Source organism: Acinetobacter sp. LT1 (assembly GCF_059800965.1).
Genome location: NZ_JBBAXE010000009.1, coordinates 71132 through 88165, shown reverse-complemented (window position 1 = coordinate 88165; position 17034 = coordinate 71132). Strand labels below are relative to the sequence as shown.

15 protein-coding genes and 1 pseudogene are annotated in these 17034 nt (G+C 37.6%); 3 read left to right on the top strand and 13 right to left on the bottom strand.

Annotation, left to right across the window (positions count from 1 at the left end):
* Window positions 1-74 precede the first annotated feature (74 nt).
* The 4 genes from WBW42_RS10815 to WBW42_RS10800 form a co-directional block, all read right to left on the bottom strand.
* On the bottom strand, window positions 75-1007 hold the full coding sequence (locus tag WBW42_RS10815; RefSeq protein WP_080776895.1) for a Dyp-type peroxidase: 933 nt from the start codon (window positions 1005-1007) through the stop codon (window positions 75-77).
* Window positions 1008-1148: 141 nt separating this feature from the next.
* Window positions 1149-1931 (bottom strand): glutathione S-transferase N-terminal domain-containing protein, encoded by a 783-nt coding sequence (locus tag WBW42_RS10810; RefSeq protein ID WP_081404033.1) that lies wholly within the window; start codon window positions 1929-1931, stop codon window positions 1149-1151.
* A 21-nt stretch (window positions 1932-1952) separates the two neighbouring features.
* Window positions 1953-2459 carry a ribonuclease E activity regulator RraA gene (gene rraA / locus WBW42_RS10805; RefSeq protein WP_005076226.1) on the bottom strand — a complete coding sequence of 169 codons (507 nt, stop codon included), beginning with the start codon at window positions 2457-2459 and terminating at the stop codon, window positions 1953-1955.
* 12 nt (window positions 2460-2471) lie between these two features.
* On the bottom strand, window positions 2472-3137 hold the full coding sequence (locus WBW42_RS10800; RefSeq protein WP_017399521.1) for an NAD(P)H-binding protein: 666 nt from the start codon (window positions 3135-3137) through the stop codon (window positions 2472-2474).
* Between the two features lie 212 nt (window positions 3138-3349).
* Between WBW42_RS10800 and rpsT the strand changes: the two genes are divergently transcribed.
* Window positions 3350-3616: a 30S ribosomal protein S20 gene (gene rpsT / locus WBW42_RS10795; protein ID WP_002117906.1), complete on the top strand. Its 267-nt coding sequence runs from the start codon at window positions 3350-3352 to the stop codon at window positions 3614-3616.
* A 57-nt stretch (window positions 3617-3673) separates the two neighbouring features.
* Here rpsT and WBW42_RS10790 read toward each other — a convergent pair whose 3' ends face one another.
* On the bottom strand, window positions 3674-4408 hold the full coding sequence (locus WBW42_RS10790) for a histidine phosphatase family protein (RefSeq protein WP_163114324.1): 735 nt from the start codon (window positions 4406-4408) through the stop codon (window positions 3674-3676).
* Between the two features lie 57 nt (window positions 4409-4465).
* A complete protein-coding gene (locus WBW42_RS10785) occupies window positions 4466-5323 on the bottom strand; it encodes a 3'(2'),5'-bisphosphate nucleotidase CysQ family protein (RefSeq protein ID WP_032056997.1) in 858 nt (285 codons plus the stop codon).
* Between the two features lie 295 nt (window positions 5324-5618).
* Here WBW42_RS10785 and WBW42_RS10780 point away from each other — a divergent pair, with 295 nt between their 5' ends.
* Complete coding sequence (locus WBW42_RS10780) at window positions 5619-5987, top strand: hypothetical protein (protein ID WP_032056998.1); 369 nt, start codon at window positions 5619-5621, stop codon at window positions 5985-5987.
* 59 nt (window positions 5988-6046) lie between these two features.
* Here the strand turns inward: WBW42_RS10780 and WBW42_RS10775 are convergent, their stop codons facing one another.
* The 7 genes from WBW42_RS10775 to WBW42_RS10745 all read right to left on the bottom strand — a co-directional run bounded on the left by WBW42_RS10775 (window position 6047) and on the right by WBW42_RS10745 (window position 16324).
* Entirely contained in the window at window positions 6047-6706 is a 660-nt protein-coding gene (locus WBW42_RS10775) for an SOS response-associated peptidase family protein (RefSeq protein WP_031945788.1), read from the bottom strand.
* Window positions 6707-6813: 107 nt separating this feature from the next.
* Window positions 6814-8547, bottom strand: a complete 1734-nt coding sequence (locus tag WBW42_RS10770; protein WP_032056999.1) for an ABC transporter ATP-binding protein — start codon at window positions 8545-8547, stop codon at window positions 6814-6816.
* A gap of 12 nt (window positions 8548-8559) precedes the next feature.
* A complete protein-coding gene (locus WBW42_RS10765) occupies window positions 8560-9702 on the bottom strand; it encodes an ABC transporter permease (protein WP_032057000.1) in 1143 nt (380 codons plus the stop codon).
* Window positions 9703-9709: 7 nt separating this feature from the next.
* A complete protein-coding gene (locus tag WBW42_RS10760) occupies window positions 9710-10648 on the bottom strand; it encodes an ABC transporter permease (protein WP_000881922.1) in 939 nt (312 codons plus the stop codon).
* Between the two features lie 12 nt (window positions 10649-10660).
* Window positions 10661-12694 (bottom strand): M3 family metallopeptidase, encoded by a 2034-nt coding sequence (locus WBW42_RS10755; protein WP_080776876.1) that lies wholly within the window; start codon window positions 12692-12694, stop codon window positions 10661-10663.
* Window positions 12695-14518, bottom strand: a complete 1824-nt coding sequence (locus WBW42_RS10750; protein WP_080776874.1) for an ABC transporter substrate-binding protein — start codon at window positions 14516-14518, stop codon at window positions 12695-12697. It abuts the gene before it with no gap.
* Window positions 14519-14533: 15 nt separating this feature from the next.
* On the bottom strand, window positions 14534-16324 hold the full coding sequence (locus WBW42_RS10745; RefSeq protein WP_081318474.1) for an ABC transporter substrate-binding protein: 1791 nt from the start codon (window positions 16322-16324) through the stop codon (window positions 14534-14536).
* A gap of 131 nt (window positions 16325-16455) precedes the next feature.
* Here WBW42_RS10745 and WBW42_RS10740 point away from each other — a divergent pair.
* Window positions 16456-16577, top strand: a pseudogene (locus tag WBW42_RS10740) (hypothetical protein).
* Window positions 16578-17034: the final 457 nt, after the last annotated feature.

Sequence of the window (17034 nt, the reverse complement as noted above, 5' to 3'; positions counted from 1 at the left end):
CATCATATTTATTTCAATTTAAATAATGGAAGTAATCTAGTCACTCCCATCATTTAAGTCTTCTAAACTAACGACTATTCATCGCCTAAATCATCAAGAAAATCTACAGTCGGTACAAAAAATAAAGTACCTGTTTGAGCAGTACTAAAGTCAAGTAACCGATCTAGGTTACCATGCTCATTGCCTAAAAACATGTTCTCAAGCATTTGTCGGGTTGTACTAAATTTACGCGAGTAGCCAATAAAGAATGTGCCATATTCATTTCTAGACGGATTTGAAAAAGGCATATTAGCTCGCATAATTTTAAGTTCATTACCTTCTGCATCATGAGCTTTACTAACGACATTATGAGCCGTTAAAGGTTTTTCATCATCGCCGAGCTCAACATCATTGAACTTTTTTCGGCCGATTACTTTTTCTTGCTCTTCGTCAGTTAATGAACGCCATTTGTCCATATCATGTGTATATTTTTGGATAAAAGCATAACTTCCCCCGATAAAGTCAGGGTCTTCATCGCCTACTAATGCCCACTGTGCTGCAATAACAGGTTCAGGATTCTCTGTTCCATCCACAAAGCCAATAATTGCACGACCGTCAAAATAACGAAAACCATGAACTTCATCAATTGGATACGTTACTTTACCAAGCTGTTGATTAATTATATTACCCAGCTCGTAACATAAAGTCTGACGATCAGCACGTATATGAAAAAATAAATCACCCGGAGTTGAGACAGCCGTGTATTTCGGACCTCTAATTTCTTGAAATGGTTGTAACTCTTGAGGCTTGGATTGCTCTGGAAATAATATATCCCATGCATTTGAGCTAAAACCTAAAGTAGCATTAAATTTACTATCTGGATAACGATTAAAGAGACTTCTGGTTAGTGCTGAAAAATTAGCAGCAAAATCTTTTACTTTTTCTATTACAGAATCACCTTGAGCTAGTCCCAATACAATAAATAATGCATTTTCACCAGGAGTACTCGTTACAGGTTGAATTCTCATACATTCCATAAAATATGCCTTTTTAGGTATTTAAGCTTATTAATTTAGCATACTCATATTTTTTTCATACAACCTGTTAAGAAATCTGATGTTGATAAGAGTTTAAGAAAACGCCTAAACTCTTACTCAGATTAAGCTTAATCAACGTCCATATTGCTTTTTTAAATACTTTACGATTTGAGCCGACTCAAACATCTTCACTCCCGTATTTGGGTCTACTAAGTATGGTACTTGCATTTTACCTTGCATAATCGGCAACAGCTTTTCTCTTTTTCCGCCTTCTAAAGGTATGTATTTACCAGGTTTTAAGCGAAGAATAGCAGGTCCCATATCTTGCCATCTCTCTTTTGCCACATTATGCAAAATATATGGTAGCTCAAGTTCAGAGAGTAGACTTCTTACAATTCGTGAATACGGACTTGCTTCAAAACTCCATAACTCAAGTTTTTGTTCAGGTGCAGCTCTATCAACAATTTTTTTATTTATCCAAACTCCACGGGCACCATTTAAGATAGTTCCTGCAAATGCAACATAAGGCATGTTTGGGTAACTCGAAAATTTCTGCGGCGTTTTCCCTGTTTTGCCATAGTGTTTAAATAAATGATGAATAATATCTTGTGATTCATATAGCTGATCGCCAGTATTTTCATCAATTAAAAATGGAAACTGTAATTTGCCGCCTTTTTCTTTTACAACTGAACGATACTTTGTTCCGTCTTTAGGACATGGATAAATTTCAACGTCCAGATTCAAAAGTGTAATCACTTCACGAACACGACGGCAAAATGGTGAACCTTCAAATTCATATAATTTCAAAGCCTTTACAGGTTGTTGTGGAAATGCTGTTCCTGAAACACCTCTACCACCTTCAGCAATTGCAGATACAACTGCTTGAAGTACTTTAATTTGATGAATCACCATCATGCCTTCCTTTATATTAGAGAATTAGACTAATTTTTCTTTTGCTATCACAATCCCATTATTATCAGCATAGATAAAATCACCAGATTGAATTGTGACTCCACCAAAATACAAATTAATATCTACCTCACCAATGCCCTTACGATTACTTTTTTGTGGAATTGCAGCCAATGCATGTACTCCCAAATCTAAGGTCGCAAGTGCATCAACGTCTCGTACACAACCGTAAATCACTACACCATTCCAGTTGTTTTTAACTGCTGACTCAGCAATCAAATCACCCATGAGTGCACAGCGCATAGATGCACCACCATCCACAACTAATACTTTACCTGTACCATCTGTTGCCAATAACTCTTTTACACGTGAGTTATCTTCAAAGCACTTTACTGTTACAACCTGTCCCCCAAAAGTTTTACGTGCTCCATAACTTTGAAAGAACTTACCATCCATTGATGGGATTACAACCTGTAAGCCTTTTTCAGGGTTATCATCTAATAAATCACATGTTACAAATGGTACTGTCGACACTTTAATACTCCCTTATCGAGTTTGTTGTATGCTCAGATTATCATATCGTTTAAAGGCTTCAATTTGCGTTAGCGCCGCTACGACCATCGTATGAGCCAATTGCTCGGCAGTTACTGGCTTATATTTGAATGGCTTTTGAAATTTATTCTCGATAAGTTTAAATAGACTTTGCCCTAAGTCTTCAATAAACCGTACATCGCTGCGTTTACCGATCAGTAAAGACGGTCTAAAAATAGATAGCTTTTCGAGTTCTAGACTCTCAATATAATCTTCTAACTGTCCTTTCACTTTATTATAGAAAATTGGAGAATTTGCATTTGCTCCAAGGGCACTCACTAGCAATAGATGAATATGTTTATCTTGCACTAAATCTGCTAAATGAGCATTAATTTCATAATCCACAGCGTAAAAAGCCTGTTTTGAACCAGCCATTTTTAATGTTGTTCCAAGACAGCTAAATGCATGGGTATGGCCATTCACATCTTCATCATTGAGTAATAAAAAATCCTCTATAACGAGTTGAGTAACTTTTTTATATGTATTAAGTAGTTGTGATTCTTTTCTGACCACAACAGTAATCGCTTCAAATTCCGGAGTTTGCTCAAGCTGTTCGACAAGCGCTAAACCCACAAGTCCCGTAGCACCTATCACAATTGCTTTTTTAGTACTTATAGTCATTTTTTATCCAACCCTCTTTAAGTTTGTATCAAATTTAACCTTTTCTTACCGTTTTAGCAGCCCCTAAAACCGCTTAAAATGCTCGCAAGGCTTGACTTCACGGTGTTGATTCATCACAATATGGCACTTGTTTACGGGCTGGTGATGGTTACACCAGTTTACTGAATTGACCACAGCCCGCCCAGACCAACTTATTTTCAAGGAGTGCAAGAGTGGCAAACTCTGCTCAAGCTAAAAAACGTGCGCGTCAAAACGTTACAGCGCGTAAACACAACGCAAGCTTGCGTTCTATGGTTCGTACCTACATCAAACGTACTTTAAGTGCAATCGCTGGTGGTGATTATGCTGTTGCTACAGAAGCTTACAAAAAAGCTGTTCCTGTAATCGACCGCATGGCTGATAAAGGCATCATCCACAAAAATAAAGCTGCTCGTCATAAGAGCCGTTTAAATGCTCAAGTTAAAGCGTTAGCTAACTAATTTGAACATGTAAAAAAAGCCCAATAGGGCTTTTTTTATTATCTATTGTTTTTGAGCTTATAGCACTTTATGAAATTTAGCTACATTCAGCTCATAGGCCTTTCCTCTCCAAATCCACTTTAATTTACAATTTGGAAACTCTTCACCTTCAAACCATACAAATAATCCTTCCATCATTTCCGGCCACTCTTCTTTCTTAATTTTATTCTCGCCAGAAATTACAGCAACAATTGCTGCAATAATCGTGTCATGACTCACGGCTAAACTAAGACCGCCTTTAGTTTTTGGATGAGTCCGGTAAATAAGCTCTAGTACATCTAAAACACCTGTAATGGGATGTTTCATACCAGGTAATGCATTATTTACAAAACTATTAATAAAACCTAAAGCACCCTGCTTTTTAAAATAAGGAGCAGCTTGTTGTATATCCAACACAAAGCTACCCGGTTCAACAAGTAGCCCTTGCTCAATAATTTCAATCGTATGAGTATTTGATTGGGGACTTACATCGTCAGCCCCTTCAATCATGAGTGCCGCCGTATCGACACAGCGTTGTATTGGACTTGAAATACAATGCTGAATAACACGATCTGTATTTTTGATTAAGTAATTACCCCATGCCTGCGCAAGCTCACGTCCTTGAGGAGTAAGTTGGAGATCATAACCAGCCAAGCCCTGCCCATCTACAAGTTCTCTTAAAGAATGGCGCGTAAATAAGGTTACAGGAGTTGAAGCATCGGGCAATAAATCAATTGCTTCAAACATACTTTTAGGCAATAAATCGAGTGCCATCTTTATCTTGCCATCTTTTTTCAATACTTTGCCACTATAACATGTCTGGCATAACTCTCAATCGATAACACCTGATTGGGCTAATGCTTCAAATGCTATTTTTTTGCTTTCCTGATCACGAAAAGCGATAAAGCCCTTATTTAAAACCGTGCTTCTTTGGTTATATTCAAAAGGTTTTCCATCCAGAGTAAGTAAACCACCGCCTATACTTTCTAACAGACCTTGACCAGAACTGGTATCCCATTCAGAAGTAGGATGAAAGCGTGGGTAAATATCTATTTCACCTTCTAACATCATGCAAAACTTATAGGCACTCCCAGCTTCTCGTCGAATAATGCGATGTTCTTTTTCTATAGGTTGAATAAATTTTTGGTATTTTGGATTTTTACTACCGTGACTAAGTCCTATTTGTATAGGTGCATCTAGCGAAGTTGAACTAACCTGATATTGATACCATTGTTGTTGGCTAAAGCTATATTTAAAAGGTAAATCTTGCAGATATCCTAAGTACACCACTTGTTCACATGGCACGGCAATAACTGAGAAAACTGTTTCTTTGCCGTTGATCAAGCTTAGATTGATCGTAAATTCATCACGTTCATGTATAAACTCTTTCGTACCATCAAGCGGATCTAACATCCAACATGTAGACCAGTCATGACGGGCACTATAATCACTTTCTTCAGACAATACAGGCAACTCTGGAGTAATCTCTGCAAGATGCTTTAATAAAAATCTATTTACCTTTAGATCTGCTTGGGTTACAGGTGAATCATCTTGCTTTTCATGAATAGTAAACTCATAACCCGCAGAATAGTTTTGATATTCTTCTAGTAAAATCTGACTCGCCTGTTCCAAAATCGGCAGAAGTTGGTGAATTAAATTATCTTGTGGGCGCGTAGTTGTTATAAACATAAATATGCTCTATATAGTTTCATTTCTATTATAGGTGAATTATGAACAATTCTATATTCGCCAACAGTTTGATTTACTAAAATAGTCATTTATCCTAATCATTAGGATTGTTACTTTCCGCCTATGCTATTGAGGTAATATGAATAATTTTAATATTTATAAAAGTCTTTATTCCGTACAAAAAACAATCTATAAGTTATGAAAAATAAACAACTTAAATCAGATTTATCCATTTCCTTTTCATATATTTCTTGGTATGTTCAAGGACACAATAACAAGATGGAAGAAAGTGCACATGATGCTATATGGATATCATTTCTCGACAATAGAACATAACTGGGAAGACCTTAAGCCCTTAAATGAGTTTCTACAAACATTTGCAGATGATGATGGTGATGTCTCAACACGAGATAAAGAATCACTCAAAGAAATCATAGCGAAATCTGATACAGCGTTGGCTCTCGCTAGAGAAATGGGTTGGGATGGTAATTATACTGGCTGCCCTTATCTATTCTGGTTACCAAGTAAAAATAGCCAATCTTTTGAATATGGCTTTGTATTTAAACAGGCCTCAGATAATACAACTTTTGTGATTTCACCGATTGAATTGAGCTATTTAGCTGAAGACTCTGAGGTACAAACATTAAGTAAAAATATTGAATAAGTGATATAGGTTATTGATTCAAATTTGAGATCAATAACCTCATCTTAATTTTAGATAGATTAGTCAAACATACTTAACTGTGGTGTAGGTTTTATAATTTTTTCTTTTGGTACATGAGAGCATTCAAACTCTTCAACTGGAAAGCCTTCGATAAAGCTGGAAATATCTGGTGTTTCTAAACTTAACCATTCATCTAGTCGTTCATGTGGAATCACAATAACTGATCGTTTAACATCGCCTGGCTCATGAAAATCTTTCATCATCGGATGGTCTATAGCATCCATCGTCAACATGCTTGCAGAACGAATAATCGTTTCATTTATTTTGCAAATTTCATAGATTGCTGCGATGAAAAAAGCCTGCCCATCTTTACGGCGAACACCCCACCGCTCAGGTTTATCATTTATATACTTACTTTCATAAAATTCGGTCACTGGAATCACACCAAATTTACATTTAAGTGCAGCTTCTTGAAAGCTAGGTTTTTGAAAAATAGTCTCATGGCGGGCATTGTAGGTATGTTTTGCTATATTTGTATCTTCAGCCCATTTAGGAACCAATCCGAACATCACTTCACGCCACTCAAGCCCTTGTGGTGATTTAAATAATAGTGGCATTGTTCCTGCAGGATAAACCTCTTCGGCATAGCTAAAGCCGACCACAGGCAACTGAAGTTGCTGTAATTGGGCAAACGTTAAAGGTTTAAAATTAGCGCACATAACAAGAATAAAATACTCTACATTTATCTCTCTTATTTTATAAGCATTTACCACATAAACCAAATAAAAAGGCACTCGAAAGTGCCCTTAACGACATAACTTTACGCTCATGAAATGTGTTGAATCCCTTGAGGAATCGCCTTTAATAGTCGTTTAGTATAATCATGTTGAGGATGTGCATAGAGTTCATCTGAATTGGCTATTTCAATAACTTCTCCATGATTCATGACCATGACCTGATCAGAGATATATTTCACAACCGATAAGTCATGTGAAATAAAGATATAACTCAGCCCAAACTCATCTTGTAAATCTTGTAATAGGTTAAGTACTTGTGCCTGAACTGAAACATCTAGTGCAGAAACAGATTCATCACAAATCAAAATTTCAGGCTTCAGCGTTAAACAGCGTGCAATGGCAATACGTTGACGTTGTCCACCTGAAAACTCATGCGGATATCGGTAGTAAGCTTGTTCAGGTAAATTGACTCGCTCAAGCAGTCCAAGGGCAATTTGTTTACGCTCTGCATCATCTTTACCGATTTTATGAATTTGCATAGGCTCTAATAAAATCTGCCCAATGGTAAAGCGTGGATTAAGAGACGCATAGGGATTTTGAAAGATGATCTGGATTTTACGTTGATATTTAGCAAACTCTTTTTCAGTTAATGAAAGAATATCTTTACCTTCGATGAAAGCCTGCCCACCAGATGCCTGATGTAAACGCATGAGTAATAGCCCAACAGTCGTTTTACCTGATCCAGACTCTCCGACTAAACCCAAAGTTTTTCCCTTAGCCAGCTTAAAAGAAACTCCTTTTACGGCCTGAAACTCTTCTTTGCCAAATAGGCCTTTACGGCTATAAAAACTTTTTTTCAGGTCTTTTACTTCTAAGATGATTTGCTCATCACCATTTAAACCACGCTTGCGCTCAGGAATTTCTGAAACGTCAAAACTTTGTTCGACCAATACATCATCTTCTTGACGCATAAAATCGCTCGTCACGGGCAATCGATAAGGTCGTTGTGACATTTGCGGGCGGCAATATAACAAAGCTCTCGTATATACATCTTTAGGCTGTTCAAGAACCTGTTCCACAACACCTTGCTCTCTAATCTCGCCATGACGCATTACAATGACTTTATCTGCAATTTCACCAACCAAAGCCAAATCGTGAGTAATAAAAAGCATCGACATTTGACGGCGCTTACGCAATGACTCGAGCAAATCAATAATCTGTTTTTGAATAGTGACATCAAGTGCAGTGGTAGGCTCATCAGCAATCAGCAGTTTAGGTTCACACGCAATCGCCATAGCAATCATGACACGTTGCTGTTGACCACCCGAAAGTTGATTTGGATAAGCATCAATTTTAGTTTCAGGTGAAGGAATACCTACTTCTTTAAGCAACTCTAAAACACGTTGTCGAGCCTGTTTACGGCTCAAACCCATGTGTAAACACAACATTTCTGCAATTTGATTGCCAACCGTAAAAACAGGATTTAATGATGACATCGGCTCCTGAAAAATCATGGCTATGTCCTTACCACAGATTTGTCGCATCTCTTTACGGGATAAGCTCAGTAAATCTTTTCCTTCAAAAACAATCTTACTTTTTTCATCAATTTTACTTTGGCCTACAGGTAGTAAGCCCATAGTTGCCAAAGAAGTAACTGATTTGCCGCTACCCGACTCGCCAACTAAAGCAACAGTGGTATTTGCTGGAATATCAAAGGAGATTCCTTTTACAGTTTCGATATACTTTTTGTCTTCGCCTTTAAAACTTACACGTAAATTTTCAATGTGAAGTAATGGCACACTCTTATTTTCTTGTTCTGACATTAGGGTTTCCTCTTATTTTAGTTTTGGATCTAATGCATCACGAAGAGCATCAGTAAACATTGAGAATGCAGTAACTAAAACAGCCATTGCGACAGAGGCTGCTACAAGCTGCCACCATTTGCCTAAAAGAAGTTCACTTTGTGCCTCATTTAGCATGCTCCCCCAAGACACTACGCCTACCGGTACACCGAAGCCTAAGAAACTCAAAATGACTTCAGATTTAATAAAAGAAACCACCAAAATTGACATCTGGACTAAAGCAATATGGCTGACATTTGGAAAAATATGAATGAACATACGGCGGAAGTGACCAACACCAATTGCTTTGGCAGCAAGGACGTACTCACGTGCAGTGTGTTTCATATATTCCGCACGTATTAATCGATAAACACCTGTCCAGCCCGTTAAACCCAAAATCAGAACAATAGATAGAATGCCTTTTTGTTGAAGTACTGCAGCAATCGCGAGAACTAATAACAAATATGGAATTGAGGTAAAAATGTTATAAAACCAGTTGAGAATATCATCAACCCAACCACCGAAATATCCAGAAATTGCGCCTAAAAGTGTACCAATTCCTACTGCAAGTAAAGCCGATATCACCCCAACAATAATTGAAGTTTCAGCACCTTTAATAGTTTTCTTTAAAACATCCTGTCCCCATTTATCAGCTCCAAACACAAGGGTACTTTTCAGTTCTGCTTGCTGATCTAGTAGATGTCCGCCCAGTTGCTGATCGATCGCTTTCATATCATCAGCTAATGGGTCAACTACACCATAATAATCAATTGCACTTCCAGAGCTCTTTTCTTGTTTAATTTCAGCCTTAAGCTTGTTAATTACATCTTTTAAAGGATCAACTGGATTTTCTGGTAATTCTTCCTCAATTGCTGCTGTATTTTGTCCAGCTTCTGTTGTCTTGTCTGCCCCTATAAATGTGGGTGGCGCATAACTCACAGCAACTTCTTTATTCCAGTCAGATGCAATCACGCCCGTCATTGATAGAACCAAGATAATAAAATAAAGCAATACAATCACTAATGATGACATCGCGATCTTGTCGGCCCGAAGACGTCGCATGGCAAGTTTCCACATGCCAGATGAATGAGCTTCGGCTTTTGTTTGTTGTTTTCTTTTTGATAAAACGCTCAGCATAGCCCACCTACTTCAACTGTACACGTGGATCAACCACTTTGTAGACCAAATCGGCAATCAGGTTAAAAATCATGGTTGCAGCTGCGATGTAAACTGTAATTGCTTTAATGACAGGAAAATCACTTCGCTCAACTGCAATAATCACCTCTCGACCAATCCCTGGAATACCAAAAAAACGTTCAATTAAAAATGCGCCTATGAGCAATGCAGGTAAAGTTGACATCACGTCGGTAATAATCGGAATTGAAGCATTACGCAGTACATGTACACCTAAGATTCGGCTTTCACCCACACCTTTAGCACGTGCTGTTCGAACATAGTCCTGATTAATTTCATCAAGCACGAAACTACGATATAACCGTAAAGTCGGGGCAATACTCACCACCAACATGATTAGAATTGGTAGTAAGGCAAACTTAAATAAATTATCAGTAAAGGTGTCGCTCCAGCCTTGCACAGGAAACCAACTTAGCTGATACGCCAGAACATATTGAAAAACGATAATGTAAACTAAGATGCTGATCGACATGCCAATAGTGCATAGCATCATGACCATGCGGTCAGTTAGAGATCCACGTACCGCAGCAACAGCCAATGCCAAAATAATTGAAATAACCGTCTGTAAAATAGTCAGTGGAATTAGAAGCGTGAGTGAGGGTCCTAATCGGGTTAAAATAATTTGAGAAACAGGTTCGCCAGTACTCCAACTCGCACCATAATCAAAAGTCAGTATTTGTTTAATGAAAATCCAGAGCTGAACGTAATAAGGCTGATCGACACCTAACTGCTTACGAATGTTTTCGATCTGCTCAGGATTAGACATCTTGCCCGCTAAAATATAAGCAGGATCGCCACCTACCCAGTTAAAAAGAATAAAAATAAGTAAGACTACCCCCAACATAGTTGGAATCATCTGCCATAAACGCCGAATAACATATGCCAGCATAGTGATAATTCCTTATTTAACCCGTTGTCCGGTAATTTCGTTAAAGAATGCTTTATTGTCAGGATCACGACCGAGGAAATCTTTAACTAATTCAGCTGCTGGTTTTTGGCTACCTTGCGATAAGATCGTTTGACGGTAACGTTGCCCTACTTGCGGGTTATTAAGGTTGTCCCCATAAGCAGAAAGCATGTCTAAAGCTAAAACCTCAGACCACATATAGCCGTAATAACCAGCTTGATAACCGCCCATCAAATGCCCAAACTGCCCAGGAAACTCTGTTGTTGGTACATAACCCAAAGCTGTAGCAGCTTCCATTTTTTGCCAATTTTCTAAAGGTTTCACTTTTAAAGCATCAGCAGTATGCAATGACATATCGTACTGTGCATAAAGGGTCTGACGGGCATAACGCAAGCCACGACCATAATTATGTACAGCTTTTAAACGGGCAATTAACTCATCGTCAACACGTGGGCAGGCTGGATCACAATAATCAGCCACTTTAGATAAAGTCTCTTTACGGCGTGCCCACTCTTCATACATTTGAGATGGTGCTTCTACAAAATCACGCTCTACGGATGTTCCAGACTGACTGGTATAGCGGGTATTTGACAAAATGCCGTGTAGAGCATGACCAAACTCATGGACAAACGTTTCAAGCTCATCGCTATTTAGCCCTTTACGATTAAAGTTCGTAACTAGGGCTGAAACTGGTAAGCGGTTTGTTAATGTACTACCACCATATACTCCCCAAACAGCGGCATGGCCATACTTCCCTTCACGAGGGAATTTATCCATATATAAGCCACCAAGGAGTTTTCCTGTCTTCTTATCAACTACATCGTAATATTCAACTTCGTCCTGCCATGCTTTAACTTTGACAGGTTTAAAATCAATACCATAAAGGTCAGATGAAATGGCAAACAACCATTTTTGAGCAGCTAAGGTTGGAAAATAATCACGAAGTTTTTCCTGATCAATCTGATATTTACTCTTACGAAGTTTTTCACTCCAATAAGCTTCACTCCAACGCGTTATCTCGGTTTTTTCTAATGGCGTTTTTAAAGTTTGTGCTTTAAATGCTCGGAGTTCTTCTACTTCTTTGCGTTCTAGTGGTGCTACTGTTTTTTGTACTTCTGCCAAAAATTGATTTACAGCCTCAGGCGTTTTAGCCATACGGTCTTTTAAAACCCAATCTGCATAACTTGCTTTTCCAAATAACTGAGCAAGCTCATAACGCAAATCAATTGCCTGTTTAAGTAGTTTTAAATTTTGTTCAGTACCCCGTCGCGTAAAGGCAATTTGATATCTTTTTCGGGCATCATCATTATCTGCCAACTCCATAAAAGGACGATATTCCGGATATTCAAAACCTAATAAATAGTTGCCTTTAGCATTTTTCTTTAATGCTGAAATATAACTTTGAGGTAAGCCTTTCATCTCTTCAGGAGTAAACTCAAGTTTCTCTGGATTATCACGGACGTTACGGGCATATTCTTGTTCGAGTTTGGTCAACTCATCCAGAATAGCTTTCATTCGTGCACGTTTTACTGGCTCAAGTTGAACGCCTGTGTCTTCAAATTGATCTAAGATATCTTGACGATATTTTTGGTCTATCGGATCAGTAGCTTTTGTATTCTTAATGACGTTATATAATTTTGAATTTTGAAATATATCAGTATGAAACTGATTAATTTTGATTTCACAGTCTTCTGCTGCCTTACGTAACTTTGCATCTGGGTCTACGTTACTATATAGACTTATAGGACCTGAGAAATCTTCAAAATGCGCAAAAATTTTATCCCATTTTGCCAATATAGGTGCCGCTGCTGCATTATCTTTAACAGGTGTTTTTTCAAAATTTGAAATCTCTTTCTGAATCTTTTTTAAATTCGCATCACACCATGCTGGAAGTTGTTGTGCTTTAAGTAATGGCAAAATAGGACGTGTTGTCTCTGCCGTTGCAAACTGACTTACACCTATGGTCAACATACATAAGGTTGTCATTTTCAGTGCATTATTTTTCATTGTATCTCCAATTTTTTTCATTTAATGATTAGATTTAGTATTTGTATCAATATCGAAATACATCCACTCTGCATGTAAAATTGGATGCTTCTTATATCCAATGATTTTTGGTTGAGCCAGCATATTCCGGTAGCGTGCATATGAGATTTGAACAGGCATATAAACTTCTAACAACCGTGTCATTTTTCGATAAAGTGCATCTCTCTCAGGACCTGCTTGCATTTGTTGCGTTTGGCGATACAACTGATCAAACTCTGGTATAGAACCACAAGACCAGTTCGTCATATGTGTATTAGGTCCATAAAAATTCTGCATAAAATTATCCCCATCTGGATAATCGGCTATCCATGCAGAAGACCCGAACATCCCGTCACATTGTTTTTGCGCACGAATAAGATCTGCAAAGAGCATGGGTTTAAAGACCATACGGATATTCAAACTATCAAAATTTTTTTTCCACAGCTCAGCGCTTTGCTGGCCAATACTGTCACTACGAGCCATATATTCAATGACAAGTGGTTTTCCGTCTGGTTGCGTACGCCAACCTGAGGCATCTTTTTTATAGTGATATCGATCTAATAGTAAATTTGCTGCTTTCACAGAATATGGCGTACTGGTTCTGTATTGAGGGTCATTACCCACTACACCTGGTGGAATTGGAAAATGTAGACGCTGTGCATCATCATTTCTTACTAGTTTAATTTCTTGATCTATTGAACGAGACATCGCAATCGCACGGCGTAAAGCAATTTTCTCTTTACTCATTCCCCCAACAACTGGATTTTTAAGATTCCAATAAATATAACTAATTTCGGGGTCAACAATGCGAGATAACTGCACACCTTCTTTAGCAAGTTCAGGTCTTAATTTACCGTCTTTAACCGCTTTTGCGACCAGTTGGCCTTCAAGCTGAAATATATCAACCTCACCACGCTGAAATGCTAGCCACCGCGATTGGTTTTCTTCCATCACCTGAATATCAATTGTGCCGATTTGGGGCATTTTTTTACCTTTAAGTCGCTTCACAATTGCCTGATCTTCAGGGCTGCTGGCATTAAAGTTCCAAGTAAAGCCCCGATAATCAGGATTCGCTTTTAAAACAATACGCGATGCTGGTATCCACTTGCTCAGCACATAAGGACCTGTACCTACAGGATGGCCCATAACATAACCGGCTTTGTCTTTATACTTTTCGATGACTTCACGTGCCACTGCACCTGTCGGGTCATGGGCCAGTAATAAAGGAAAGTTATAGTCTGGCTTAACTAAACGAATCACCAAAGTGTATTTATCAGGTGTTTGTAAACCACTTACCTTTTGGTCATAGTTAAATTTTCCGGATTTATTAGCTGCTTTGACTAACGCATCCATACCTTCAATTTTGTTTTCTAATAACCAGCTATTTGGAGAGCGCAGATTCGGGTCCAATAAACGCTTAAAAGAGTACGCATAATCATTGGCTGTTAATTCTCTAGGTTTGCCTTTAAAAACAGGGTCTGGCGTAAAATAAATTCCCTTTTTAATGTGAATGGTATAGGTCAGACCATCGGCACTGACTTCTGGCATAGCAGTTGCTATTTGCGGAATAAGCTTTGCCGGCCTTGCTAAATAATCATAGGTATATAAAGTTTCAAATATCGATGTGGTTACATGCGCCGAATATAAATCATGGATATAAGCTGGGTCGAAACCTGTCTCAGCTGTTGGAAATACATAACGTAAAACTTTATTCGGATCGGCTGGGCTTTTCGCAAAAATACTTGTAGATCCCGTTAAGGCCATACTAGCGAATAGCAAGCTGATACTACAATGCTTGAGCTTTTGTTTTAAATTTTCAGTCATGATGATCTTTATCTAAATTTATTTTTTAATAGGGGTAATATCAAGATATTGCCAGTTTGTATTCATCATAGGATGGGGTTTAAAACCCTGAACTTGTGGGCGTATCAACCAATTACGAATTCGAGTTACATGAACAATCCATGGGTTATCAGCTTCAATCTGGCGATTAAGCTTTTCATAATATGGTAGACGTTGTTGCGGTGGTAAATGAATGGCCTGAGTGTAAAGAGCATCATATGTTTTAGACTGATAACAAGCATGGTTTCCCTGTCCAGCATTTGGTCCATAAAGCAACTGTGCAAAATTATCTCCTTCAGGATAGTCAGCAATCCATGCCCCGCTCCATATCATATATTTACATTGAGTTGCGGCTTTTAAGTTATCTGCAAAATTACTCACTTTAAAGTCAGCTCGAATGCCAATCGCATCCAGATTCTTTTTCCAAAGTTCTGAGTGAATAACTGAGGCCGAGCTATTTTCTGTATTGATTTTTAAAATTAAAGGTTTCCCGTTTGGCTGGGTTCTATAACCATCAGCACCTTTTTTATAACCATAATAATCAAGTAATTTATTTGCTAACAACGGGTTGTACGCTACGCTACTTTTATATTTCGGGTTATAGCCATTCACGCCTTCAGGTATAAACATTTCAGCGCGAACAGCTTGCCCTTTATAAGCCTGTTTTATACTTTCTTTTTGATTATATGCCAACGTAATTGCTCTACGAAGAGCGATCTTTTCTGGGCTAAAACCACCAATCACCGGATCACGCATGTTCATGATGGTATAGGTCATTTCTGGTTCCTTATATGGGAAGTGTTTAATTCCTCTCTTCTTAAAAGAAGCTTTAAGCTGATTTCCATCTAAAGCTTGAGGAACAGCATCTGCTGTAAGTTTGTCAAAATCTAATTGACCCGACTGAAAAGCTAACCATCTTGACTGTTGTTCTTCAATAATACTGACCACCACCTTTCCAATTTGTGGCATTTTCTTTCCAGACATTTCCTTAACAAGCTGGTTATCCCAAAGTGTTCCTGTCGACTTAAAGTTCCAGACAAAACCACGATAATCAGGATTAGCAATCAACTCGACCTTACTTCTTGGTACATATTTACTTAACATGTAAGGGCCTGTACCTACCGGATGCATACCAATACGGTCACCGTAATAATCAACAACCTCTTTAGCAACTCCGCCAAATGCAATATAGGCAAGAATATAAGGGAAATTATAGTCTTGGCGAGTTAAGGTAAATTGTAAAGTATATCGATCAAGTGCTTTGACTCCTGCAATTGGAGCAGCATAATCAAATTTTCCAGTTTTCTTTGCTTGGGCTACAACCGCATCGGCACCTAGTAACTTACCATCAATGAATGAAACAGACGGTGCTCTATTTTTAGGATCTAGAATACGTTTAATTGTATAGACGTAGTCTTCGGCTACTAGCTCACGGCGTTTACCTTTAAAAGCGGGATCATTAGTAAAATAGATACCTGGCTTAATTTTAAAAGTATACACTTTACCGTCTTGTTCCACTTTGGGCAGGCTCTCTACTGTATAGGGAGCTAACTGTAATGGGCGTGCCAGATAGTCATATTTAAGTAAAGGCTCAAAAATTGCCTCAGCAATATTAGCGCTATAGAAATTGGTGGTTTTGACCATATCAAAGCCATCATCTGGGGCTTCATAGGCAACATGCAAAATTTTGTTTGGTTGCGCTGGCGTAATTGCGTAAGCACAAGGAACTGATGTAATAGCCAGACTTAAAATGGCGAGCTTAAAAAATTTTAATTTCAAGTTCATACCCACGTAATTAGTTTTTTAAAAGATATTATCCTTTTGAGTAACATCTAAATCTGCATAAGAAAAGTTCTTTTTCAACAGATAAGCCTATTTAGGTTTAATTCTTTACTTTTCTATGAGCATTTTTATTTGAACAAATGGAAAAACAAAGTCAAAAACCCAATCTTTTGTAACTACTGAAAATAAAGCGAATTTCATGCCATTTATTAATATTCATCACAAAATAATTAATAATATTAGAAATTCATATTTTTATTAGGTACTTAAAATGGTTTGAACTATATAGATAAAAGTAACTTTTTGCCAAATTTTATATTTGCATATGTTAATCATCTAATACCTTAAATGCACAAATAAAATACATTAAAAATTAATTATGTTCCACATTAGATCAAGCTCCCCCCACACATAACTACCATTCAATATATTGATTTATAATAAAAATACAACTCAAAGACATAGCAATAAATATTATAACATTACATATAAAAAGGTTCTAAAACGATACATTTTTATTTATTAAGCATGTGAAGAGTCCAGCAATGTATATTTTTTATACAAAAAAATTTGAAACTTTTGGCCAGCGATCAAAAATTTTCCAAACGGAAAATTTATTTTTGTTTAATAACAGATGAATCTTCGTACTGAATCATAATAAAATCAATATATATCAATATTTTGCATAAACTAAAAAAAGAAAAATATATAGTTGGCAC